This window comes from Burkholderia alba, assembly GCF_034721475.1.
GTDB classification, from domain to species: Bacteria; Pseudomonadota; Gammaproteobacteria; order Burkholderiales; family Burkholderiaceae; genus Burkholderia; species Burkholderia alba.
In genome coordinates this window covers 57,476-79,911 of the sequence record NZ_JAWJWL010000007.1, presented here as the reverse complement: position 1 = coordinate 79,911, position 22,436 = coordinate 57,476, and the positions used below count along the sequence as shown (strand labels likewise).

Below are 22,436 nucleotides of genomic sequence, written 5' to 3'. Positions count from 1 at the left end.
CATGGCTCAAAGCTTTCCCCTGCAGATCCTGCTCGACCGCGCGCAAGACGCGCTCGACACCGCGACCCGGCAGCTCGGCCACGCGCAGCGCGATCGCACCGACGCGCAGGCGCAGCTCGATGCGCTGCTGCGCTATCGCGACGAGTATCACGCGCGCTTCGCGGTCTCCGCGCAATCGGGCATGCCGGCCGGCAACTGGCGCAACTTCCAGGCCTTCATCGATACGCTCGATGCCGCGATCGGCCAGCAGCGTCATGTGCTGGCCGCGGCCGAGGCCAGGATCGACGAAGCCCGCCCCGAGTGGCAGTCGAAGAAGCGCGCGGTCGGCTCCTTCGAGATCCTGCAGGCGCGCGGCGCGGAGCAGGAAGCGCGGCGCACCGCGAAGATCGAACAACGCGATTCCGACGAACACGCGGCCAAGGTGCTGCGGATGCGCGCGGACGCGGCGAAGTAAATGCCGCGCGAACCGAACCCGAACCCGAGACCCGTCATGCCCTCACTCCCCTTTGGCGCCACGCTGCTCGACTCCGCCGGCACGGCGCTGAAAGCCTCGCGCGGATCGAGCACGCCGGCTCCGTCGCCGGCCGCCGACGATCCTGCCGCGGCCGCGCCGTTCGCTCAAACGCTCAGGCAAAGCGTGCAGTCCCAGCGTCAGGCGAACGGCCCGGCGCCGGCCCAGAACGGTGCGCCGTCCGGCACCGGCACCGCCTCCAGCCCGCCCGGCCAGAGCAGTCCCGCGAATCCGGCCGGCCCGTCGGGCAGCACGACATCGAATGCGTCGGACGGCTCGAAGCCGGCCGACAAGGACGACCCCGCGCAAACCGCTCAACCGCCGTCCGACGCGGCGGCCGCCGCGCAGGCCGCCGCGCTCGCGGCCGCCGCCTCCGTTCAGGCGCAGTTGCAGGCCCGCCCCGATGCCGTCGCGCAGACGGCAGGCGACACCGCCGCGTCGACCGTCGCGAACGCGGCGCAGGCGCTCGCCGGTCACCCCGCGCAAGCCGACGGCACGTCGACGAGCGGCTCGGCGCCGCAATCGGTTCGCGACGCGCTGCAAACCGCGCTCGACACGCTGACGGGTGGCGGACAGGCGGCCGCGGCACCGACGATCGCGCAGAACACCGGCGGCAATGCGGCCGCCGACAACGCCCCGCCGCGCACGCCGCTCGCCACCAAGGGGCTCACGCTCGACAAGACCCTCGCCGCCGCACCGACGCAAGCCGACCCGGCACCGCCCACCATCGGAGCCGCTGCCGGGAGCGTGAAGGCGGATGCCTCGGGCGCGCTCGCCGCGCTGCAGGATTCGGCGGACGCCGCCCGCGCGACGCTGGCCTCGGCAAGCGCCGCGCTGCAGCAGAACGTGCCGACCTCGCAGGCGGCGGGCGCGAGCATCGCCGGCACCGCCACCGCGCAGTCGCTCGCGCCGATGGTCGGCACGCCGGACTGGACCGACGCGTTGAGCCAGAAGGTGGTGTTCCTGTCGAACGCGCATCAGCAAAGCGCCGAGCTGACGCTCAATCCGCCCGACCTGGGGCCGCTGCAGGTCGTGCTGCGCATCGCCGACAATCACGCGCACGCGCTGTTCGTCTCGCAGCACGCGCAGGTGCGCGACGCCGTCGAAGCGGCGCTGCCGAAACTGCGCGATGCAATGGAATCGGGCGGGCTCGGGCTCGGCAGCGCGAGCGTCAGCGACGGCGGCTTCGGAGCCGCCCAGCAGCAGACCCCGCAACAGCACGGCGGACACGCGCACCACCGGCGCGCATTCGGCGCACCGGCGGCCGGCGATGGGCTCGCCGACGCCGCACCGTCCGCCAGCACCGCAACGCAGCGCGTCGTCGGGCTAGTCGATACCTTCGCGTAAGCGCCGGCCGCCGCGCGCGCCCCGGCGTGCGCATCAGCGGCCGTGCAACGCTGCCGCGCGCGGCGCCTGCGTCGCCTCCCGCCCGTTGCGGGCGGCGGCGATGAACTCCGCCGCGCGTTCGCCGATCATCACGGTCGGCGCATTCGTATTGCCGCCGATCAGCGTCGGCATCACCGACGCATCCACCACCCGCAAGCCTTCGACGCCCCGCACGCGCAGTTGCGTATCGACCACCGCGCGCGGATCGCTGCCCATCCGGCAAGTGCCGACCGGGTGATAGATCGTATCCGCGTGCGCGACGATCGCCGCGCGCAGCGCGTCGTCGGTATCGTCCGGGCTGGTATAGAGTTCGCGCCCGCCCTGCGAGGCGAGCGGCGCGGCCGACAGGATCCGCCGCATCGCTTTCGCGCCGTTCATCAGCAGCGCCAGATCGCGCTCGTCGCTGAAGAAGCGCGGATCGATCAGCGGTGCGTCGCGCGCGTCGCCGCTCGCGAGCGCGACCGTGCCCCGGCTCTTCGGCCGCAGCGCGCACACGTGCAGCGAATAGCCGAAGCCCCAGTGCATGCGACGATTGTGATCGTCGACGAGCGCGGTGCAGAAATGCAGTTGCAGGTCGGGCCGGTCGAGCCCCGGTTCGCTCTTGATGAAGCCCCCCGCCTCGGCGACATTGCTCGACATCATCCCGTCGTGCTTCGACAGATAGCGCATCAGCTGCGGCGTCATCTTCGCGAGACCGCGCACGCAGATGCCGACCAGATCCGACGAATTCACCCGCTTGTTGATGATGAAGTCGATGTGATCGATCAGGTTCTCGCCCACGTCCGGCGCATCGTGCACGAGCGTCACGCCATGTCGGCGCAGCTGTTCTGCCGGCCCCACGCCCGAGCACATCAACAGCTGCGGCGTATTGAATGCGCCCGCCGCGAGAATCACCTCGGCGCGCGCGCCGAGCGTTTCGAGCTGGCCGTTGCGCGCGAGCGTGATCCCCACCGCGCGCTTGCCGTCGAACGCGACGCGCAGCACCGTCGCATCGACGATCACGTGCAGGTTGGGGCGCGTGCGGCCGTACACGTAGGCCCGCGCGACGCTGCAGCGCGCGCCGTCGCGATGCGTCACCTGATAGAAGCCGACGCCTTCCTGCCGTTCGCCGTTGAAATCGTCGTTCAGCGGATAACCCGCTTCATGCGCGGCCTGGATGAAGCGTTCCGAGAACGGATTGCGAAAGCGCAGATCCGAAACCGTGAGCGGGCCGTCGCCGCCATGCCACGCGTTCGCGCCGCGCTGGTTGCCTTCCGCGCGGCGGAAATACGGCAGCACGTCATGCCAGCCCCAGCCCGTGCAGCCGAGCTGCGCCCATTCGTCGTAATCGAGCGGATGGCCGCGCGTGTAGATCATCGCGTTGATCGCGCTCGATCCGCCCATTCCGCGCCCGCGCGGCTGGTAGCCCCGCCGGCCGCCGAGGCCCGGTTGCGGGACCGTCTCGTAACCGTAGTTGGTGCGCAGCTTGAAGGGGACGAGCGCCGCGATGCCGACCGGCATGTTGACGAGCAGGTTGCGCTCGGTGTGCCGGCCCGCTTCGATCAGCGCGATCGTCGCATCCGGGCACGCGTCGGCAAGCCGGCCCGCGAGGCTCGATCCGCCCGAACCCGCGCCGACGATAATGTAGTCATACTGCATGTCATGTCTCCTTCATGTCATGGACAGTGACGCACGTCGCCGTCGCGACGCCCTGATTTCGCGTGTAATGTTCGCGCATTGTAGAAATGCGTGCTCGGACGCGGCGCGTCAATTCAAGAGCGATTCCTCTAAACGCCGCGGTGAACTAAATTTAAGATGGCTGGATTCGCCTCGCGCAGCCCATCGCGGCCGGAAGAAGCCGCGCGCTGCGAAACGGGAGACACAGGCATGCAGGAACACGTTCTGACGGCAACGCATCAGGTGACCAACCAGGTGCCGCCGCTTTCCGATTACAACGCGTTTGAAACGGACGCCGCGCTCGTCGCGGCAGTCGAGCGGCATGGCGCGGGCTGGCATCAAACGGCGCTCGCGCGGCATGGCGCCGCGCTGACCACGCCGGACGTGCTCGCGCTCGCCGAGGCGGCCAACCGTCATACGCCCGAACTCGTCGCCTACAGCCCGCGCGGCGAGCGGCTCGACGCGCTCGAATTTCATCCGAGCTGGCATCAGTTGCTCGGATTGTTGCGCCGCGAAGGCCTGCACGCGCTACCGTTTTCCGATCCGCGCGCGGGCGCAATGGCCGCGCGCTGCGCAGGGTATTTCCTGCATGCGCAGATCGAATCCGGCTCGCTGTGCCCGCTCACGATGACGTTCGCCAGCATCCCGGTGCTGCAGCGCGAAACGGCCCTTTTTGCAACGCTGCGCGACAGGCTCTATGCGCGCGAGCACGATCCGCGCGACGTGCCGCTCGCGCAGAAACGCTCGATGATGATCGGCATGGGCATGACCGAAAAGCAGGGCGGCTCCGACGTGCGGACCAACGAAACGCGCGCCTACCCGCTCGACGCCGGCGAACGCGGCCATGCGTACCGGCTGATCGGTCACAAGTGGTTCTTTTCCGCGCCGCAGTGCGACGCGCATCTCGTACTCGCGCGCACCGGTGAGCACGCCGGCATCTCGTGTTTCTACGTGCCGCGCTTCACGCCGGACGGCGCGAAGAACGCGGTACAGATCCAGCGCCTCAAGGACAAGCTCGGCAACCGCTCGAACGCGAGCAGCGAAGTCGAATTCCTCGACGCCTACGGCGTGATGATCGGCGACGAGGGACGCGGCGTGCCGACCATCATCGAGATGGCGAACTACACGCGGCTCGATTGCGTGATCGGCAGCGCCGCGCTGATGCGCGCGGCGCTCGTGCAGGCGATTCATCATGCGCGCCACCGGACGGCGTTCGGCCGGCTGCTCGCCGATCAGCCGCTGATGCGCAACGTGCTCGCCGACCTGGCGCTCGAATCGGAAGCCGCGACGACGCTGTTCATGAAACTCGCGGATGCGTTCGAGGCGGACGACGGCGCCGGCAAGTCGCCCGAAGCGCGCGGCTGGCGGCGCATCGTCACGCCCGCCGCGAAGTTCTGGGTCTGCAAGCGCGCGCTCGAATTCACCGGCGAGGCGATGGAGGTCTGGGGCGGCAACGGCTATGTGGAAACCGGACCGATGGCGCGGTTCTATCGCGAGGCGCCGGTCAATTCGATCTGGGAAGGCTCGGGCAACGTGATGTGCGTCGACGTGCTGCGCGCGATCGAACGCGAGCCCGACGCCGCCGGCGCGCTGCTCGCCGGATGGCGCGACGACGCGCGGCAACACCCGCTGCTCGCGGACGCGCTCGCCGGGCTGACCGGCATGCTGTCGCTCGCGCCCGAGCAACGCGAGGCGTCCGCGCGGCGCATCGCACAGCGCATCACGCTGCTCGCGCAGGCCTCGCTGCTGCTGCGCAACGCCCCCGCCGCCGTCGCCGACGCATTCATCGCAACCCGTCTCGGCGCGGGCGGCAGCGAAACCGGACGCGTCTACGGGACGCTGCCCGCCACTTTCGATCACGCCGCGCTCGTCGAGCGGGCGTTCCCGGTCTGAGCGCCGGCCACACCCGCATCGCCCAGGAGACGCCATGAAGAACGACCTGCCCGATCTCGCCCAACTCGACGCGCTGCTGCGCGACCAGCGCGCCGCGTATCTGCGCGCGCCGTACCCGACCTGGGACACGCGCGCCGGCCATCTGCGCGCGCTGCGCGCCATGCTGCTCGATCATCGCGACGCCTTCGCCGACGCGATCGACGCCGACTTCGGCAATCGCGCGAAGGAAGAAGTGCTGCTGTCGGAGATCTGGCTCGCGAAAGAGGAAATCGACGAGGCGCTCAAGCACGGCAAGCGCTGGATGAAGCCGCGCAGCCGGCCGATGAACAAGTGGATGTATCCGGCCCGCGCGAAGGTGATGCCGCAGCCGCTCGGCGTGGTCGGCATCGTGGTGCCGTGGAACTACCCGGTGCTGCTCGCGGCCGGGCCGCTGATCTGCGCGCTGGCCGCCGGCAACCGAGCGATCATCAAGATGTCGGAGCTGACGCCGCGCACCTCCGCGCTGTTCGAGCAGCTGATCGCGAAGACCTTCGCGCGCGACCACGTCGCGGTCGTCAACGGCGATGCGGAAGTCGGGGCGGCGTTCAGCAGCCTGCCGTTCGATCATCTGCTGTTCACGGGCTCGACGCAGGTCGGCCGCCACGTGATGCGCGCGGCCGCCGAGCACCTGACGCCCGTCACGCTCGAACTCGGCGGCAAGTCGCCGGTGATCATCGGGCCGCATGCGCGCTTCGACGCGGCGGTCGACGCCGTCGTCGCGGGCAAGACGATCAACGCCGGACAAACCTGCATCGCGCCCGACTACGTGCTCGTGCCGCGCGGCAAGGAAAGCGCGTTCATCGAACGGGCGCGGGTGCGGATGGCCCGGCTCTATCCCGGCTTCGCGAAGAACACCGATTACACGTCGATCATTTCCGAGCGGCATTTCGCGCGGCTGCAGCGGCTCGCCGACGAGGCCGCGGCGGCCGGCGCGCAGTTGCATCCGCTCGCCGACGCGGCGTCCGATCCGGCGCTGCGCCGCCTGACGCCCGCGATCGTCACGCATGCGCCCGACGCGTCGCAGCTGATGCAGGAGGAAATCTTCGGACCGCTGCTGCCGCTCGTGCCCTACGACACGCTCGACGACGCCATTGCCTACATCAACGCGAGACCGAGGCCGCTCGCGCTCTACCTGTTCGAGGAGGAACGCGCGACGATCGACCGGGTGATGCGCGACACGATCTCGGGCGGCGTATCGATCAACGAAACGCTGATGCACATCGCCTGCGGCACGCTGCCGTTCGGCGGCGTCGGTGCGAGCGGCATGGGCGCGTATCACGGCTACGACGGTTTCGTGACGTTCTCGAAAATGAAGCCCGTGCTGACCCAGGCGCGCTTCAATACCCGCAACCTGCTGGCACCGCCGTACGGCAAGCGCTTCGCGTCGATCATCAAGCTGATGCTGAGGTTCTGACCGTGCGGGCCGGCCCGCGCATCGTCACGCGGAGCGAGCGCCGGTGCGGCGCGTGCTCCGTCATACCGGCCACAGCGGCCCTTCCTGCATCGCGCCGATCTGCTCGCGCAGCTCGAGCACGCGCGCTTCCCAGTAGCGAGGCGTGTTGAACCACGGGAACGCGGCCGGGAATGCGGGATCGTCCCAACGCCGCGCGAGCCACGCCGCATAGTGAATGAGCCGCAGCGTGCGCAGCGCCTCGATCAGGTGCAGTTCGCGCGGATCGAACTCGCAGAAATCCTCGTAGCCCGCAAGCAGATCGGTCAGCGCGCGCGAGGCGCCGGCGCGATCGCCCGGCAGCAGCAGCCAGAGATCCTGCACGGCGGGCGCCATCCGGCTATCGTCGAAATCGACGAAGTGCGGCCCCGCATCGGTCCACAGGACGTTGCTCGGATGGCAATCGCCGTGCGTGCGCAGCATCCGTACGTCCCCCGCCCGTTCGAACGACGCCTCGACGCCTTCGAGCGCCTGCGCGATGGCCGCCTCATAGGCAGGCCGCAATTCGGGCGGCACGAAATCGTGCGACAGCAGGAAATCGCGCGGCTCGTAGCCGAAGGTCCGGATATCGAGCGTGGGACGCGCGGCATACGGTTCGATCGCGCCGACCGCATGAATCCGTGCGATGAAGCGGCCGAGCCATTCGAGCGTATCGCTGCGATCGAGTTCGGGCGCCCGCCCGCCGCGCCGCTCGAACAACGCGAAGCGGAAGCCGTCGAACGTGTGCAGCGACGTGCCGTCGAGCACGCGCGCCGGCACCGCCGGAATCTCGCGGGCGGCCAGATCGGCAACGAATGCATGCTCTTCGAGAATGGCCTCGCTCGACCAGCGATGCGGGCGATAGAACTTCGCGACGACGGGCGGCCCGTCCTCGATGCCGACCTGATAGACGCGGTTCTCGTAGCTGTTGAGGGCGAGCAGACGCCCGTCGGTACGCGACCCGGCGGGGATCAGCACGCTGTCGAGCGCATCGAGCACGCACTCGGGCGTGAGACCGGCAAAAGGCAAGCCGGTGCTGGCGCCGGCTGCGGATGGTTCGGAAGTGGCGTCGTTCATGCCCCGCATTGTGCCGCGCGCGGGGCCGAAAGACGAGCGCTCAGTGCAGCGCCGCGCCCGCCGGCAGCACGGATTCGCCGGTGTCGATCAGATCCTCGAGAAAGAACGGCTCGGTATTGAGCTCCTTGGAATCGCCGGGTACGCCCGCGTACCAGGTCACCATCGCCATGTCCCCCAGGATGCGCTGGACGATGCCGCGCGCGCCTTTCGGCACTGCGATATGGGTGGTGCAGACAATCGAACCGACATGCATGATGTTTCCCCGCTTTCAAAGCCGGCCGGCATGGTGCCCGGCCTGGAAATACAAGACCCGCGCAGCCCGTGCGACGACGGCTGCGCGTATCCCATTGTTAACCGTTTATGGCATCGCGAAAAGAAAAAATAGCGCCGCATGGTGCGCTATTTCTTTCGGATGTCTCCATTCAGCCACTGCGTGAACGACGCGCTTGCGCGACGGTTTCGCATCATCATACCCTGAGGATTGTGACGGCCCGCCTGAACCCGGGCCGCCCCGTCGCGCCGCTCGGGGAACAGCGAGCCGTCCCGATTCGCCCTCTCGCACGGAGATCCAGCGTGACCGCTTCACCCGAAGCGCGGCGGCCCGACGCCGCTTGCCCGCCGCCCGCCTCGCCCACGTCCTCCGGATCCGCTTCCCCGCCGTACCTCGAGCGCGGCTCCCGCGCTTACTGGCGTGCCAGCGTCGCCCTGCTGTTCGCCGGCTATGCCACCTTCTCGCTGCTCTACTGCGTGCAGCCGCTCTTGCCCGCCTTCTCGACCACATTCGGCGTGAGTCCCGCACAAAGCAGCCTCGCGCTGTCGCTCGCCACGGCCGCGCTGGCGTTCGCCGTGTTCGTCGCGGGCTTCGTTTCGGAAGGCCTGAGCCGCGCCCGGCTGATGACCGCGTCGCTGACCGTGTCCGCGCTGCTGACGCTCGGCGCGGCGTTCGCGCCGCATTGGCATCAGTTGCTGGTCCTGCGCCTGCTGACCGGACTCGCGCTCGGCGGCGTGCCGGCGGTCGCGATGGCCTATCTCGCCGAAGAAGTCGCGCCCGAGGGGCTCGGGCTCGCGATGGGCCTCTATGTCGGCGGCACCGCGATCGGCGGGATGGCCGGGCGCGTCATCACCGGCGTGCTGACCGACCTGCTGTCGTGGCGGGCCGCGGTCGGCGCGATCGGCGTGCTCGGTCTCGGGGCGATGCTCGCCTTCCGCGCGCTGCTGCCCGCGTCGCGCCACTTCGCCCCGCGCCGCGGCCTCGGCCTCGCGCATCACCGCGCGGCGCTCGCGCGGCACCTCACGCAACGGCGCGAACTCCCGGTGTTGTTCCTGATGGCCTTCGTGCTGATGGGCAGCTTCGTCACGCTCTACAACTACCTCGGGTACCGCTTGCTCGCACCGCCTTACCGCCTGAGCCAGTCCACCGCCGGCGCGATCTTCGTCGTGTATCTGCTGGGTGTCGTCGCATCGCCGTGGTCGGGCCGGCTGGCCGATACGCTCGGGCGCGGACGCGTGCTGATCGCGAGCATGCTGATCATGCTGGCCGGCGTCGCGCTGACGATGCTGCAGCCCGTCGCCGCGATCGCCGCGGGCATCGCGTGCGTGACGTTCGGCTTCTTCGCCGGGCACGCGGTCGCGAGCGGCTGGGTCGGCCGCCTCGCGCACGAAGGCAAGGGGCAGGCCGCCGCGCTGTATCTGCTCGCGTATTACCTCGGATCGAGTCTCGTCGGGTCGTTCGGCGGCCACGCCTGGAGCGCGGGCGGTTGGCCCGGCGTAGCCGGCCTGGTGACCGCGCTGCTCGCCGTCGGCCTCGCCGCGTCGGCGTGGCTGCGCGGCCGCGAGCGCCGCGGCGCGGCCTGAGCGCCGACAGCACCGATTGCCGCGCAAGCCGCGATGCACTAATCTCGAGCCTTGTCGTCCACCGCAGCCTGCCGCTTCGATGAAATCCGCCGCGCCCGCACAAGCCGTTTCGCACTCGCCCCTCGCGGGGCTGCTGCGTGCGCGCGCGCATCCCGCCGCACCTCCGCCTGTCGCCCCGCCGCACGTCGGCGCGCCGCCGCCGCCCGCGGCGCTGCTCGGCTAACCGCCGCGCGGCTTCCTGCCGATTCCGTTCGTTGCCGTCCGGTGCGCATCGCGCACAGCCTCCGCACGTCCGGCCTCTCCCGATTCACTCGACAGGTGAACCTCAATGATTTCCGTCAAACGCGCGCTCGTCGCGTATGGAGCGACATCGCTCTTCGTGCTGCTGTGGAGCAGCGGCGCGATCTTCGCTGAACTCGGCCTGCGGCATGCGTCCGCCTTCGCCTTCCTGATCGCGCGCTTCACGCTCGCCTCGCTGGTCCTGCTGCCGTTGTCGCTGGCACGGCGGCGCTGGCTGCCCGCGCCCGGCGACCGTCGTCTCGCGGCCGCCACCGGCGTACTGCTGATGGGCGGCTACTCGATCCTGTACCTGCTCGCGCTCGAACGCGGCCTGGCGCCCGGCGTGCTTGCAACGCTGCTCGGCGTGCAGCCGATCCTCACCCTCGTGCTGATCGAACGCCGCTGGTCGGGCGCACGCCTCGCGGGACTCGCGCTCGCGCTGGCCGGCCTGAGTCTGGTCGTGTACCGCGGCGGTGGCAACGCGTCCGCTTCCGGCATCGCCTATGCGCTGGGCGCGCTGCTCGCGATGACGTTCGGCGCGCTGCTGCAGAAGCGCGCGAAGGCGGCGCCGATCGACGTGCTGCCGCTGCAGAACGCGATCGGCCTCGGCCTGTGCCTGGAGATCGCGCCGTTCAAGCCGATCGCGTTCGATATGACCTGGGCATTCGCGGTGCCGCTCGTGTGGCTCGGCGTCGTGATTTCGGTGTTCGCGCAACTACTGTTCTACCGGCTCATGCAGCAAGGCGATCTCGTCAACGTAACGAGCCTGTTCTACCTCGTGCCGATCGTGACCGCGCTGATGGATGCGGTGTGGCTCGGCAACCGGCTCGAACCGCTCGCGATGGCCGGCATGGTGGCGATTCTCGCGGGGCTCGCCGTGGTGTTCCGCAGCGCACCAAAAGTCGCGAACGCAGCGTGACGAGACGAAGCGTTCGCGCCTTTTCCTCGGGCGAACGCTTCGTGTCCGCTCAAGACAGAAAGGAATCCGAAAGACAGTGGCAAGCAAGTCGTCTTATTGTTGGAAAATTTCGAGCAATCACGACGCTTTCGTCATGTTTTAAGGGTTCGGATAGCGAAAAACCGCGCGCGGTTTCCTATACTCGAAGTAACCGTCCGACAAGCAAACGGCCGGGGTGAGATAAAAAGGAGACGAGCATGTCCACATACTTCACGATCGCCGACTTCATCCTGCTGATCCCGATGGCGCTCGCCGGCGCGCTATTCCTTGGCGCGGTCCCCTGCGCCACCGAATTCCGCCATAACGTGCTGCGCGTATTCGGTGCGATGCTGGGCGTCGCGGTTGCCGTGCTGCTCGTGGAAGGGCTGCCCGCGCTGATCTAGCGGCGCGCCCGGTTCGTTGCGGCCGGGCGCACGCTTCTTGCCGCTTTCCGGTCAGATCGCCTGATCGGTGGACGGCTTTTCCCAGAGATTGACGCCGCCTTCCGTCGCGTAGCGGTCGATCTCGGTCAGTTCCTCGGCGCTGAACGACAGGTTCTTCAGCGCGCCGACGTTTTCCCGCACCTGTTCCGCCCGGCTCGCGCCGATCAGCGCCGAGCTGACGCGCGCGTCGCGCAGTACCCATGCCAGCGCCATCTGCGCCAGACTCTGTCCGCGCCGTTCGGCGATCGCGTTCAGCTTGCGCACGTGCTCGAGGTTGTCCTCGCTCAGGTGGTCGGACTTCAGCGACCCGCCGCCCGGCTTGTTGATCCGCGCGTCGGCCGGAATGCCGTTCAGGTATTTCGACGTCAGCAACCCTTGCGCGAGCGGCGTGAAGGCGATGCTGCCCGCGCCGGTATCGTCGAGCGCATCGAACAGCTCGCGCTCGACCCAACGGTTGAGCAGGTTGTACGCGGGCTGGTGAATCAGCAGCGGCACCTTGTACTCGGCGAGCAGCTTCGCCATCTCGCGGGTCTTGGTCGCCGAATACGACGAGATGCCGATGTACAGCGCCTTGCCCTGCTGCACCGCGCTTGCGAGCGCGCTCGCCGTTTCCTCGAGCGGCGTGTGCGCATCGAAGCGGTGCGAATAGAAGATGTCGACGTAGTCGAGCCCCATCCGCTGCAGGCTCTGGTCGAGGCTCGCGAGCACGTATTTGCGCGAACCGCCGCCGCTGCCGTACGGGCCCGGCCACATGTCCCAGCCGGCTTTCGACGAAATCAGCAGCTCGTCGCGGTATGGCTTGAAGTCCTCCTTGAGCAGGCGGCCGAAATTCGTTTCCGCGCTGCCGTACGGCGGCCCGTAGTTGTTCGCGAGATCGAAGTGGGTAATGCCGAGGTCGAACGCGGTGCGCAGGATTTCGCGCTGGGTCGAGATCGGCGTGGTGTCGCCGAAGTTGTGCCACAAGCCGAGCGACAGTGCGGGCAGTTTGAGTCCTGATTTGCCGCACACGCGATACTGCATGTCCGCGTAACGATCGGAAGCTGCTTCGTAGGCCATGTGAAATCCCGGTTAATACGTGACAGTGCGGCCGGCTCCGAATGGGGCCGGCCGGGCGAAACTCTCGGCCGGCTATGTTAGCCAACGCGGCGCGAACCTGCACGATGTGCGTGCGGGCATGGACGCCGCAGCGCCGCTCCCCTACACTGCGGCGTCTTGATTGTTCGTTCCAGCGAGGTTTCCATGACCCGGGCGATTTCCGTTGCGCTCATCGTCGGCGGTATTGTGCTGCTGTATTTCGGCGGCCAGTCGTTTCATTCGATCAACGACAACGTCGCGCGATTCTTCACCGGCTCGCCGTCGAACAAGACGGTCATGCTGATCGTGGGCGGCGTCGTCGCGACGCTCGTCGGACTGATCGGCGTCGCGATGCCGGGCGGCAAGCGCTGAATCCCGCTGCGTAAGGGCTCGGGCGGCGGGCGATCCGTCGCCCGTTTCACTGTCGTGCGCAAAGGCGAACCCTGCGCGTTCGCTGCGAGCCTCAACCATCCAGGCCACGCGCGGTACGCCCGGGGTCCGTTCCTGCCGATGCGTTGAATCCTAGAACGGCACCTCCGGCGTCGCCGCCGAACGGGAACCCGCGATCGGCCGGTTGCTCGCGCCGTGGTAGGTGAACACGAGCGAAAACTTCACCTGATCCGACGTATTCTGTCCCGCCGAATGCAGCGTGTTGCAATGGAAGAACACGACATCGCCGGCGGCCAGCTCCGGGCACACCGCCTGGTCGATCCACCGCCGGTTCGCCGGCAGGTCGCCGCGGAAGAACTTGGCGCCGTCGAAGCACGCCGCGTCCAACTCGGCACTGTGCGAGCCGGGCACCAGCCAGAGCGCGCCGTTCGCGTTCGTCTCCGGCCCCAGCGCCAGCCACACCGACACCAGGTCGGGCCGCTCGAACGACCAGTAGCGCGCGTCGCGATGCCAGCCGGTGAGGCTGCCGTACGCGGGATGCTTCGTCATCATGCAGTTGTGATGCGCGCGCGACAGCACCGGCTGCTCGTCGAAGTACGCCCGCATCCACGCCGCGATCTCCGGCGCCGTCGCCCGCTGCGCGAAGGCCGCATCGCGCGCGTAGGCGTCGAGCAGCCGCCGCACCGTGTGACCGCCCGGCGCGTGCTTCGACTCCGGCGCACCGGGGTAACGCAGATCGGCTTCGAATTCGATCGGCTGCGCCGCCTCGCCCAGTTGCCGTTCGGCCAGCGCCTTCAACACCGCGCATCGTTCGGGGGCGACCAGTCCCCTCGCCACCACAAAGCCGCGCTCGCGCAGCATGTTCACCTGTTCGTGAACCGACTCCGACTGCAAAGAAGACATGGGACGCTCAAGCTATTTTTCGTGAATCGTTCGATTGTAAAACGGCCCCGATCGGCGCGGGCGGCGGCATCACTGCCGGCATGGAATTGAGTGCCGGTACAGATTTGATGTAACGCAAAGGAACTGCGGGTCGGCCCGCCGCCACTAACTCCGCAGTAGCCCGCCCGAGCCCGCTGCCCCCGAGGGTTAGCGCGACTTCTGGGCGTCACGAATCGCCTGTAGCCTCGGCGAGCCTGTCATTTCTGGCGGGCGCGGCGCATCCGGCCTTCCGGTAAGATTTTTAACACGCGCCGCCCAGGGCCGTTTTTACATTCGCGTCCCCTAACGGGACGTCTCAAACCAGCGAAGCGTTTCTCTCATGCCTTTCCGCCTCACCTCCCGTCTCAGCCGCGTCGCCAAGAGCGCCGCGCCGTCAGCGCCGCGCCGGATCGTGCGAGCCTTGCGCCACCACAGCGCGCGGGCGCAGGCACTCGCCGAGCGTACGCAACAGCATCCGCTGCGCCTCGAAGGTATTCGCGCGTGGCTGCATGCGTTCCTGTCGATGATGAGCGCGCAGGCGGCGGCGCGCCGCACCGCGCTGCGTTCGCTGCTGCAAAAGCCGTCGTCGCTGCGCATGCTCACCGCCCGGCGAGCGTCGCCGCAGCGCCGCATCAACCGGCCGCGCCGCCTCGCGGCCAGCTCCGGCTGGTTCGCGTTCGCCGCCCGCTGAACGCGCATGCGCCGGGTTGTCCGGGGGCGTCCCCGCGGCGGCGCACCGCACGTCACCGCCATAAAAAAACCCCGGCAAAGCCGGGGTTTTTGTTGGCTGCGAGCCGCGCGTCAGGCGACCTGCACGGCCGGCTCGACACCCGCGGCTTCCGCGAGCGCCAGCGCCTTGTCGGTCGCTTCCCACGAGAATTCCGGCTCTTCGCGGCCGAAGTGGCCATAAGCCGCCGTCTTCTCATAGATCGGACGCAGCAGGTCGAGCATCTGGATGATGCCCTTCGGACGCAGGTCGAAATGTTCGCGGACCAATTTCGTGATCGTCGCGTCGGACACGCGGCCCGTGCCGAACGTGTTGACCATGACCGAAGTCGGTTCAGCCACGCCGATTGCGTACGAAACCTGAATCAATGCGCGCGACGCGAGGCCTGCCGCGACGATGTTCTTCGCGACGTAGCGGCCGGCATAGGCCGCCGAGCGGTCGACCTTCGACGGATCCTTGCCCGAGAACGCACCGCCGCCGTGCGGCGCCGCGCCGCCGTAGGTGTCGACGATGATCTTGCGGCCGGTCAGCCCGCAATCGCCTTGCGGACCGCCGATCACGAAGCGGCCGGTCGGGTTCACCAGGTACTTGATGTCGCCCTTGATCAGGTCGAGGGGCAGCACCGGCTTGATGATCTCCTCGATCACCGCTTCGCGCAGCGCCGGCAGTTCGATGTCCGGCGCATGCTGCGTCGACAGCACGACCGTGTCGATCGAGTGCGGCTTGCCGTTTTCATAGCGGACCGTCACCTGCGACTTCGCGTCCGGGCGCAGCCACGGCAGACGGCCGTCGCGGCGCAGGTTCGCCTGGCGCTCGACGAGTCGGTGCGACAGGTAGATCGGCAGCGGCATCAGCTCGGGCGTTTCGTCGCACGCGTAACCGAACATCAGGCCCTGGTCGCCGGCGCCCTGATCGAGATTGTTGTCGTGCGCGCGATCGACGCCCTGCGCGATGTCCGGCGATTGCTTGTCGTACGCGACCAGCACCGCGCAGCCGCGGTAGTCGATGCCGTAGTCGGTGTTGTCGTAGCCGATGCGCTTGATGGTGTCGCGCGCGATCTGGATGTAGTCGATGTTCGCCGTCGTGGTGATTTCACCGGCGAGCACGACGAGACCCGTGTTGCACAGCGTTTCGGCGGCGACGCGGGAATATTTGTCTTGCGCGAGGATGGCGTCAAGAATCGCATCCGAGATCTGGTCGGCGACTTTGTCCGGATGACCTTCGGATACGGATTCAGACGTGAAGAGATAATCGTTTGCCACGGTGTCAGGCTCCTGTGTGGTTACGGTTGCGTTCACGTAGCCATCTTCTTGAGGCCTGAAGTGGCGACGCTTTAGCGGATTACAGCGCCGAAGACGCTGATAGCGTCCATCGGCTTCGCCCCGCAAGTTGTCAGTTAACTCGGCGAAGCTCGTATTATAGCGGCTTTCTCCAATTGTCACAGAGCGTCTCTCGTGCCGTGCTTCCCGCTACTCCACAACCTTGTTCGTCACGCGCCGGTCCGCCGGATCGACGGAGGTCCCGCATGCTAGGCCGTCTCGGCACGCAGCTCGCCATCGGCTTCCTGAAGCTGCTCGCGCTCCTGCCTTACGGCTTCACGGCGCGCCTGGGCGACGGTCTTGGCTGGCTGCTCTATCAAATCCCCAGCCGGCGAAAGCGCATCGTACATATCAATTTGAAACTCTGCTTCCCGGATTGGAGCGACGCGCGCCGCGAGGCGGTGGCCGGCCAGCATTTCCGCCATGCGATCCGCAGCTACGTGGAGCGCAGCGTCCAGTGGTTCGGCTCCGCGAAGAAGCTGGAAAAGCTGATCGAGGTGGATAGCGCGATCGATCTGAGCGATCCCGACCTGCCGCCGACCCTGTTCCTCGGCCTGCACTTCGTCGGTATCGAAGCGGGCTCGATCTTCCTCAACTACTCGCTGCATCGCCGCTGCGGCTCGCTCTACCAGCCGTTCTCGAACCCGACGCTCGAAGCGGCCGCGAAGGCCGCGCGCGGGCGCTTCGACGCCGAAATGGTCGGCCGCGCCGACAGCGCGCGCGTCGTGCTGCGCTGGCTGCGCGACCGCAAGCCCGTGATGCTCGGCGCCGACATGGACTACGGCCTGCGCAATTCGACCTTCGTGCCGTTCTTCGGCGTGCCTGCCTGCACGCTGACGGCGGTCGGCCGGCTCGCGAAGACCGGCCGCGCGCAGGTGGTGCCGTTCATCGGCGAGGTGCTGCCGAACTACAAGGGCTACCGGCTCAGGGTCTTCAAGCCGTGGGACCACTACCCGACGGGCGACGACGATCTCGACGCGCGCCGGATGAACGCGTTCCTCGAAGAGCAGATTCCGCAGCTCCCCGAGCAGTACTACTGGGTGCACAAGCGCTTCAAGACCCGGCCGCCCGGCGAACCCGGCTTCTACTGATCGCGCCCGCCGCGGCTTACAATAGCGCTCATGAAACTCTCGTTTACCAAGATGCACGGCGTGGGCAACGACTTCGTCGTGCTCGACGGCTACAGCCACGACCTCACGCTGACCGGCGCGCAGGTGCGGGCGCTGGCCGACCGCCATTTCGGCATCGGCGCCGACCAGTTGCTGCTGGTCGAGAAGCCGTCCGCCGACGGCGCCGATTTCAAGTACCGGATCTTCAATTGCGACGGCGGCGAAGTCGAGCACTGCGGCAACGGCGCGCGCTGCTTCGTGAAGTTCGTCCGCGACAAGGGGCTCACCGACAAGCGCAGCGTGCGCGTCGAGGTGAAGCACGGCGTCATCACGCTGACCATGCAGGACAACGGCGAGGTCGTCGTCGACATGGGCGCGCCCGAGTTCGACGCCGCGCGCGTCCCGTTCGACACGCACGGCCTCGAAGGCCGCCGCGAAGGCGCCGATACGCTCTGGCCCCTCGACGTCAATGGTGCGACGCACTGGATCTCGGCGGTGTCGATGGGCAATCCGCACGCCGTGCAGATCGTCGACGACGTCGAAGCCTTCCCGGTCCTGGCGGACGGCCCCGCGATCGAGCGTCACCCGCGCTTTGCGCGCCGCGTGAACGCCGGGTTCATGCAGATCGTGTCGCGCCGCGAAGTGAAGCTGCGCGTCTATGAACGCGGCGCCGGCGAAACGCTCGCGTGCGGCACCGGCGCGTGCGCCGCGGTCGCGGCCGGCATCCGGCGCGGACGGCTCGATTCCCCCGTCACCGCGCATACCCACGGCGGTCCGCTCACGATCTCGTGGGACGGCGCCAGCAACGAAGCCGCGCCGCTGTTGATGGCCGGGCCCGCTACGACCGTCTTCGAAGGCGTGATCGAGCTGACTGTCTGACCCCTTATCCGCCCCGAAAGAGCGCCATGAACGATCGTGAAGTCGCCGACTACCTGCTCGCCAACCCCGAATTTTTCGCCCAGCACGCGGAATTGCTCGCCACCGTCCGCCTCGCGAACCCGCACGGCAAGGCGGCCATCTCGCTGCAGGAGCGCCAGATGGAGATGCTGCGCGACAAGAACAAGCATCTCGAACGGCGCCTCGCCGAACTGCTGCGCTACGGCCACGAGAACGACGGGCTCGCCGCGAAGTTCAACCATTGGACAGCGCGCGTGATCGCCGAGCGCGACCCGTATGCGCTGCCGCGGGCGATCGCCGACGGCCTCGCCGAAGTATTCGACGTGCCGCAGACCGCGCTGCGGCTCTGGGATGTCGCCGACGCGTACTCGCAGGCCGAATTCGCGCGCCATGTCGGCGAGGAGGTGCGGCTGTTCGCCAACAGCCTGTCGACGCCGTACTGCGGCGCGAACACCGGTTTCGAGGCGGCGCAATGGCTCGAGCCGGTCGCCGCGTCGGCGTCCGCCGCGGTGGACAGCGGCGAGCCGCCGGCCGCAAGCGGCCATGCGGAATCGATCGCACTGATCGCGCTGCGCACGCCCGCGGCCGGCGACGAAACCGGTTCGTTCGGCCTGCTGGTGCTCGGCTCGCCGGATGCCCGGCGTTTCCACGACGGCATGGGCACCGATTTCCTGACGCAGATCGGCACGCTCGCGAGCGCGGCGCTCACGCGCCTGCTGCCGCACTGAAACCCTCACCATGAACGACGATCCGGTCGCCGCCTACCTGTCGCACCTGAAGCACATCAGGCAGCTGTCGGATCACACGCTGCGCGGGTATGCGCACGAGCTGGACGAGCTGAACCGGGTCGCGGGCGGCCGCCCGCTCGCCGGTCTCACCGCCGTCGACATGCGCGGCGCCGTCGCCCGCGCACACGCGGGCGGGCTGTCGGCCCGTTCGATCTCGCACCGGTTGTCGGCCTGGCGGGCGTTCTACCGCTGGTACGCGCAGCACGTCGAGATGGCCGCGAACCCGGTCGCCGCCGTGCGCGCGCCGAAACGCCCGAAAACGCTGCCGAAGGCGCTGTCCGTCGACGACGCGAACAGGCTGATGGAAGCCCCGCCGCCGGATACCGCGGAAGGTCTGCGCGACCATGCGATCCTCGAGCTGTTCTATTCGTCGGGGCTGCGTCTCGCGGAGCTGGTCGGGCTCGACGTCGTGTACGCGCACGCGGACGGCTATCGTTCCGCCGGCTGGCTCGACCTCGCCGAGAAGGAAGTCACCGTGCGCGGCAAGGGCAACAAGGAGCGCAAGGTGCCGGTCGGCCGCAAGGCGATCGACGCGCTCGATGCATGGCTCGCGGTGCGCGACACGCTCGTGAGACACGATCCGCATCCGTTGTTCCTGTCGGTGCGCGGCAACCGGATGTCGCCGAACGTCGTGCGCGAGCGCGTGAAGCGCGCCGCGCTGTCGGCCGGGATCCCGGCGAACGTGCACCCGCACGTGCTGCGCCATTCGTTCGCGACCCACGTGCTGCAGTCGAGCGGCGACCTGCGCGCCGTGCAGGAACTGCTGGGCCACGCGAGCATTTCGGCGACGCAGGTCTACACGTCGCTCGATTTCCAGCATCTCGCCAAGATTTACGACAGCGCCCATCCGCGCGCGAAAAAGCGCGACTGACGCGCTGCCCGCCGGGATTCCCCGATCTACCCGCCGCGTCCGACGCGGCCTTTCGATTACGACATGCAAACCGTTACGCTCAAACCGTCGAAAGACAAATCCCTGCTGCGCCGCCATCCGTGGGTCTACGCGAACGCGATCGACCGGGTCGACGGCAAGCCCGCGTCCGGCGCGACCGTCATCGTGCGCGCGCATGACGGCCGCTTCCTCGCGCGCGGCGCATATAGCCCGCAGTCGCAGATCCGCGTGCGCGCGTGGAGCTTCGACGAGGCCGAGCCGATCGATCACGCGTTCTTCAAGCGCCGGGTGCAGCGCGCGTTCGCGCACCGGCAGGCGATGGTCAGCGACACGGGCGCCGTACGGCTCGTGTTCGGCGAGGCGGACGGGCTGCCCGGGCTGATCGTCGACTACTACCTCGCGGACGGCGCGCCGAGCGAAGGCGGCGACGCGGCCGGCGGCGGAGCGCAGCGCGGCCAGCTGGTCTGCCAGTTCATGGCCGCCGGCGTCGAGATGTGGAAGACCGCGATCGTCGACGCGCTGGTCGGCGCGACCGGTTGCCCGAACGTCTACGAACGCTCGGACGTGTCGATCCGCGAAAAGGAAGGACTCGAGCAGATCACCGGCGTGCTGGCGGGCGATCCGCCGCCCGCGACGCTGATCGCCGCCGAGCACGGCGTGCGCTATCACGTCGACGTGCCGAACGGCCACAAGACGGGCTTCTACGTCGACCAGCGCGACAACCGCGCGCTCGTCACCCAGTACGCGCGCGATCGCGACGTGCTCAACTGCTTCTGCTATACCGGCGGCTTCTCGCTGGCCGCGCTCAAGGGCGGCGCGAAGCGGGTGGTGTCGATCGACTCGTCCGGCGACGCGCTCGCGCTGGCCCGGCAGAACGTCGACGCGAACGGCTTCGACCCCGCGCGGGCGGAATGGCTCGACGCCGATGCGTTCAAGACGCTGCGCCGCCTGGTCGACGACGGCGAGCGCTTCGACCTCATCGTGCTCGATCCGCCGAAGTTCGCGCCGTCGCGCGAGCACGTCGACCGCGCGGCCCGCGCGTACAAGGACATCAACCTGAGCGGCTTCAAGCTGCTGCGCCCGGGCGGCCTGCTGTTCACGTACTCGTGCTCGGGCGCGATCGACATGGACCTGTTCCAGAAGATCGTCGCGGGCGCGGCGGCCGACGCACGCGTCGACGCCCGGATCCTCAAACGGCTCGGCGCGGGCGTCGACCATCCGCTGCTGACCGCGTTCCCGGAAGGCGAATATCTGAAAGGCCTGCTGTTGCAAATCGCATAACCGCCCCGATGTTGCAGCCAGCCGCCCGCCGGCCATCCGGCCGAAGGGCAGGGGCTTGACAGGTGTGTTTCAATAATTGGTTGTACGCTCGCGCATTGCGCGCCGGGGCCTCGCGCTCCACTTCGGTTTTGACCCCGTTTCACGAACCACAGGCGATCGACATGGCCATTCCCGTCACCATCCTTACCGGCTTTCTCGGCAGCGGCAAGACGACGCTGCTCAAGCGCATCCTGAACGAACCGCACGGCATGAAGATCGCCGTGATCGAGAACGAGTTCGGCGAAGAGAACATCGACAACGAAATCCTCGTGCAGGATTCGAACGAGCAGATCATCCAGATGAGCAACGGCTGCATCTGCTGCACGATCCGCGGCGATCTGGCCCGCGCGCTCGGCGATCTCGCCGCGAAGAAGCGCGACGGCAAGCTCGACTTCGACCGCATCGTGATCGAAACCACCGGCCTCGCGAATCCGGGCCCCGTCGCGCAAACCTTCTTCATCGACAGCGAAATCGCCGACGATTTCCTGCTCGACGCGATCATCACGCTGGTGGACGCCAAGCATGCGAACGCGCAGCTCGACGAGCACGAAGTCGTGCAGCGCCAGGTGGGCTTCGCCGACCGGCTGTTCATCACGAAGGCCGACCTGGTCGACGACCAGACGGTCGCGGCGCTCAGGCACCGCGTGCTGCACATGAATCCGAAGGCCGCCGTGAAGATCGTCAATTTCGGCGAGGCCGACATCAAGGAGATCTTCGACCTGCGCGGCTTCAATCTGAACGCGAAGCTCGAGATCGACCCGGACTTCCTCGCGGAAGACGACCACGACCATGCGCATCATGACCACGATCATGGGCACGATCACGCGCATTGCGATCACGATCACGGCCATTGCGACCACGATCACGGCCACGCGCATCACAACCACCATCACGCGCATCACGACGACAAGATCAAGTCGTTCGTCTACCGCAACGACCGGCCGTTCGATCCGAACAAGCTCGAAGATTTCCTGGGCGGTATCCTGCAGATCTACGGCGAACGGATGCTGCGCTACAAGGGCGTGCTGTACATGAAGGGCGTCGACCGCAAGGTGGTGTTCCAGGGCGTGCACCAGATGATGGGGAGCGATCTCGCCGCCAAATGGCTGCCGGTCGAGAAGAAGACCAACAAGATGGTCTTCATCGGCATCGATCTGCCGCAGGACCTGATCACCGACGGCCTGGACGCCTGCCTCGCGTGACCCCCGCGCGCGCCTGCCGGGTGCCGTTCGGGTGCGCCGCCGCAGCGGCCGCCCAGGCCCATTCGGCAGGTGTCACGCGCGTCATCGCTTTTTCGTGATTTGCAGGTTATATTTTCAGGATGCCGGCCTCGCCGGCGGGGGATCGACCCGATACGGTACGGGCTTGCGATTCAGTTACAATACGTGCCCACTGGAGAATAGCAACGATAGGCCCGGTTCTTGCATGATGAATCGGAGCATCGCAACGGCGTCCGAGACCGTGACTGTCACCCGGCCGCGATCGTTGCGACGTGCCG

General features: G+C 67.9%; 21 protein-coding genes. 15 read left to right on the top strand and 6 right to left on the bottom strand.

Annotation, left to right across the window (positions count from 1 at the left end):
- Position 1 precedes the first annotated feature (1 nt).
- Entirely contained in the window at positions 2-454 is a 453-nt protein-coding gene (gene fliJ, locus RZR99_RS09775; RefSeq protein WP_323119551.1) for a flagellar export protein FliJ, read from the top strand.
- Positions 455-490: 36 nt separating this feature from the next.
- The gene (locus RZR99_RS09770; RefSeq protein ID WP_323119550.1) at positions 491-1,858 is read left to right on the top strand and encodes a flagellar hook-length control protein FliK; all 1,368 of its coding nucleotides are present in this window, start codon (positions 491-493) and stop codon (positions 1,856-1,858) included.
- Positions 1,859-1,891: 33 nt separating this feature from the next.
- On the opposite strand, the gene RZR99_RS09765 is transcribed toward RZR99_RS09770, so the two are convergent.
- Positions 1,892-3,535: a GMC family oxidoreductase gene (locus tag RZR99_RS09765; RefSeq protein WP_323119549.1), complete on the bottom strand. Its 1,644-nt coding sequence runs from the start codon at positions 3,533-3,535 to the stop codon at positions 1,892-1,894.
- A 228-nt stretch (positions 3,536-3,763) separates the two neighbouring features.
- On the opposite strand from RZR99_RS09765, the gene RZR99_RS09760 reads away from it, so the two are divergent.
- On the top strand, positions 3,764-5,446 hold the full coding sequence (locus RZR99_RS09760; RefSeq protein ID WP_323119548.1) for an isovaleryl-CoA dehydrogenase: 1,683 nt from the start codon (positions 3,764-3,766) through the stop codon (positions 5,444-5,446).
- 34 nt (positions 5,447-5,480) lie between these two features.
- Positions 5,481-6,899 carry a coniferyl aldehyde dehydrogenase gene (locus tag RZR99_RS09755; protein ID WP_323119547.1) on the top strand — a complete coding sequence of 473 codons (1,419 nt, stop codon included), beginning with the start codon at positions 5,481-5,483 and terminating at the stop codon, positions 6,897-6,899.
- 60 nt (positions 6,900-6,959) lie between these two features.
- On the opposite strand, the gene RZR99_RS09750 is transcribed toward RZR99_RS09755, so the two are convergent.
- Entirely contained in the window at positions 6,960-7,991 is a 1,032-nt protein-coding gene (locus RZR99_RS09750; RefSeq protein ID WP_323119546.1) for a serine/threonine protein kinase, read from the bottom strand.
- 40 nt (positions 7,992-8,031) lie between these two features.
- Complete coding sequence (locus RZR99_RS09745) at positions 8,032-8,244, bottom strand: hypothetical protein (RefSeq protein ID WP_273999565.1); 213 nt, start codon at positions 8,242-8,244, stop codon at positions 8,032-8,034.
- 320 nt (positions 8,245-8,564) lie between these two features.
- Between RZR99_RS09745 and RZR99_RS09740 the strand changes: the two genes are divergently transcribed.
- The 3 genes from RZR99_RS09740 to RZR99_RS09730 all read left to right on the top strand — a co-directional run bounded on the left by RZR99_RS09740 (position 8,565) and on the right by RZR99_RS09730 (position 11,465).
- Positions 8,565-9,845, top strand: coding sequence for an MFS transporter (locus tag RZR99_RS09740; protein WP_323119545.1), 1,281 nt, complete (start codon positions 8,565-8,567; stop codon positions 9,843-9,845).
- 328 nt (positions 9,846-10,173) lie between these two features.
- Positions 10,174-11,043 carry a DMT family transporter gene (locus RZR99_RS09735; protein WP_323119544.1) on the top strand — a complete coding sequence of 290 codons (870 nt, stop codon included), beginning with the start codon at positions 10,174-10,176 and terminating at the stop codon, positions 11,041-11,043.
- 236 nt (positions 11,044-11,279) lie between these two features.
- Positions 11,280-11,465 carry a hypothetical protein gene (locus tag RZR99_RS09730; protein ID WP_323119543.1) on the top strand — a complete coding sequence of 62 codons (186 nt, stop codon included), beginning with the start codon at positions 11,280-11,282 and terminating at the stop codon, positions 11,463-11,465.
- A gap of 51 nt (positions 11,466-11,516) precedes the next feature.
- Here the strand turns inward: RZR99_RS09730 and mgrA are convergent, their stop codons facing one another.
- Positions 11,517-12,560 (bottom strand): L-glyceraldehyde 3-phosphate reductase, encoded by a 1,044-nt coding sequence (mgrA, locus tag RZR99_RS09725; RefSeq protein ID WP_323119542.1) that lies wholly within the window; start codon positions 12,558-12,560, stop codon positions 11,517-11,519.
- A gap of 183 nt (positions 12,561-12,743) precedes the next feature.
- Between mgrA and RZR99_RS09720 the strand changes: the two genes are divergently transcribed.
- Positions 12,744-12,950, top strand: coding sequence for a DUF3185 family protein (locus RZR99_RS09720; RefSeq protein ID WP_323119541.1), 207 nt, complete (start codon positions 12,744-12,746; stop codon positions 12,948-12,950).
- 150 nt (positions 12,951-13,100) lie between these two features.
- On the opposite strand, the gene RZR99_RS09715 is transcribed toward RZR99_RS09720, so the two are convergent.
- Positions 13,101-13,871 carry a phytanoyl-CoA dioxygenase family protein gene (locus RZR99_RS09715; protein WP_323119540.1) on the bottom strand — a complete coding sequence of 257 codons (771 nt, stop codon included), beginning with the start codon at positions 13,869-13,871 and terminating at the stop codon, positions 13,101-13,103.
- 358 nt (positions 13,872-14,229) lie between these two features.
- Here RZR99_RS09715 and RZR99_RS09710 point away from each other — a divergent pair, with 358 nt between their 5' ends.
- Positions 14,230-14,580 (top strand): hypothetical protein, encoded by a 351-nt coding sequence (locus tag RZR99_RS09710; RefSeq protein ID WP_323119539.1) that lies wholly within the window; start codon positions 14,230-14,232, stop codon positions 14,578-14,580.
- A gap of 110 nt (positions 14,581-14,690) precedes the next feature.
- On the opposite strand, the gene metK is transcribed toward RZR99_RS09710, so the two are convergent.
- Positions 14,691-15,878 (bottom strand): methionine adenosyltransferase, encoded by a 1,188-nt coding sequence (gene metK / locus RZR99_RS09705; RefSeq protein WP_323119538.1) that lies wholly within the window; start codon positions 15,876-15,878, stop codon positions 14,691-14,693.
- 263 nt (positions 15,879-16,141) lie between these two features.
- Here metK and RZR99_RS09700 point away from each other — a divergent pair, with 263 nt between their 5' ends.
- The 6 genes from RZR99_RS09700 to RZR99_RS09675 all read left to right on the top strand — a co-directional run bounded on the left by RZR99_RS09700 (position 16,142) and on the right by RZR99_RS09675 (position 22,140).
- Complete coding sequence (locus tag RZR99_RS09700) at positions 16,142-17,026, top strand: lipid A biosynthesis lauroyl acyltransferase (RefSeq protein WP_323119537.1); 885 nt, start codon at positions 16,142-16,144, stop codon at positions 17,024-17,026.
- Between the two features lie 30 nt (positions 17,027-17,056).
- Positions 17,057-17,923, top strand: a complete 867-nt coding sequence (gene dapF, locus RZR99_RS09695) for a diaminopimelate epimerase (RefSeq protein ID WP_323119536.1) — start codon at positions 17,057-17,059, stop codon at positions 17,921-17,923.
- 26 nt (positions 17,924-17,949) lie between these two features.
- Positions 17,950-18,669 carry a DUF484 family protein gene (locus RZR99_RS09690; RefSeq protein ID WP_323119535.1) on the top strand — a complete coding sequence of 240 codons (720 nt, stop codon included), beginning with the start codon at positions 17,950-17,952 and terminating at the stop codon, positions 18,667-18,669.
- A gap of 10 nt (positions 18,670-18,679) precedes the next feature.
- Positions 18,680-19,600, top strand: coding sequence for a tyrosine recombinase XerC (gene xerC, locus RZR99_RS09685; protein WP_323119534.1), 921 nt, complete (start codon positions 18,680-18,682; stop codon positions 19,598-19,600).
- 63 nt (positions 19,601-19,663) lie between these two features.
- On the top strand, positions 19,664-20,899 hold the full coding sequence (locus tag RZR99_RS09680; protein ID WP_323119533.1) for a class I SAM-dependent rRNA methyltransferase: 1,236 nt from the start codon (positions 19,664-19,666) through the stop codon (positions 20,897-20,899).
- Positions 20,900-21,060: 161 nt separating this feature from the next.
- Entirely contained in the window at positions 21,061-22,140 is a 1,080-nt protein-coding gene (locus RZR99_RS09675) for a CobW family GTP-binding protein (protein WP_323119532.1), read from the top strand.
- The last annotated feature ends 296 nt before the right edge of the window (positions 22,141-22,436 follow it).

Coding starts and splice junctions, on each gene's coding strand:
- xerC (WP_323119534.1), top strand. CDS start 18,680: ATGAACGACGATCCGGTCGCCGCCTACCTGTCGCACCTGAAGCACATC.
- RZR99_RS09680 (WP_323119533.1), top strand. CDS start 19,664: ATGCAAACCGTTACGCTCAAACCGTCGAAAGACAAATCCCTGCTGCGC.
- RZR99_RS09710 (WP_323119539.1), top strand. CDS start 14,230: ATGCCTTTCCGCCTCACCTCCCGTCTCAGCCGCGTCGCCAAGAGCGCC.
- RZR99_RS09750 (WP_323119546.1), bottom strand. CDS start 7,991: ATGAACGACGCCACTTCCGAACCATCCGCAGCCGGCGCCAGCACCGGC.
- RZR99_RS09690 (WP_323119535.1), top strand. CDS start 17,950: ATGAACGATCGTGAAGTCGCCGACTACCTGCTCGCCAACCCCGAATTT.
- fliJ (WP_323119551.1), top strand. CDS start 2: ATGGCTCAAAGCTTTCCCCTGCAGATCCTGCTCGACCGCGCGCAAGAC.
- RZR99_RS09720 (WP_323119541.1), top strand. CDS start 12,744: ATGACCCGGGCGATTTCCGTTGCGCTCATCGTCGGCGGTATTGTGCTG.
- RZR99_RS09755 (WP_323119547.1), top strand. CDS start 5,481: ATGAAGAACGACCTGCCCGATCTCGCCCAACTCGACGCGCTGCTGCGC.
- mgrA (WP_323119542.1), bottom strand. CDS start 12,560: ATGGCCTACGAAGCAGCTTCCGATCGTTACGCGGACATGCAGTATCGC.
- RZR99_RS09700 (WP_323119537.1), top strand. CDS start 16,142: ATGCTAGGCCGTCTCGGCACGCAGCTCGCCATCGGCTTCCTGAAGCTG.
- RZR99_RS09735 (WP_323119544.1), top strand. CDS start 10,174: ATGATTTCCGTCAAACGCGCGCTCGTCGCGTATGGAGCGACATCGCTC.
- RZR99_RS09675 (WP_323119532.1), top strand. CDS start 21,061: ATGGCCATTCCCGTCACCATCCTTACCGGCTTTCTCGGCAGCGGCAAG.
- RZR99_RS09745 (WP_273999565.1), bottom strand. CDS start 8,244: ATGCATGTCGGTTCGATTGTCTGCACCACCCATATCGCAGTGCCGAAA.
- RZR99_RS09730 (WP_323119543.1), top strand. CDS start 11,280: ATGTCCACATACTTCACGATCGCCGACTTCATCCTGCTGATCCCGATG.
- RZR99_RS09760 (WP_323119548.1), top strand. CDS start 3,764: ATGCAGGAACACGTTCTGACGGCAACGCATCAGGTGACCAACCAGGTG.
- dapF (WP_323119536.1), top strand. CDS start 17,057: ATGAAACTCTCGTTTACCAAGATGCACGGCGTGGGCAACGACTTCGTC.
- RZR99_RS09770 (WP_323119550.1), top strand. CDS start 491: ATGCCCTCACTCCCCTTTGGCGCCACGCTGCTCGACTCCGCCGGCACG.
- RZR99_RS09765 (WP_323119549.1), bottom strand. CDS start 3,535: ATGCAGTATGACTACATTATCGTCGGCGCGGGTTCGGGCGGATCGAGC.
- RZR99_RS09715 (WP_323119540.1), bottom strand. CDS start 13,871: ATGTCTTCTTTGCAGTCGGAGTCGGTTCACGAACAGGTGAACATGCTG.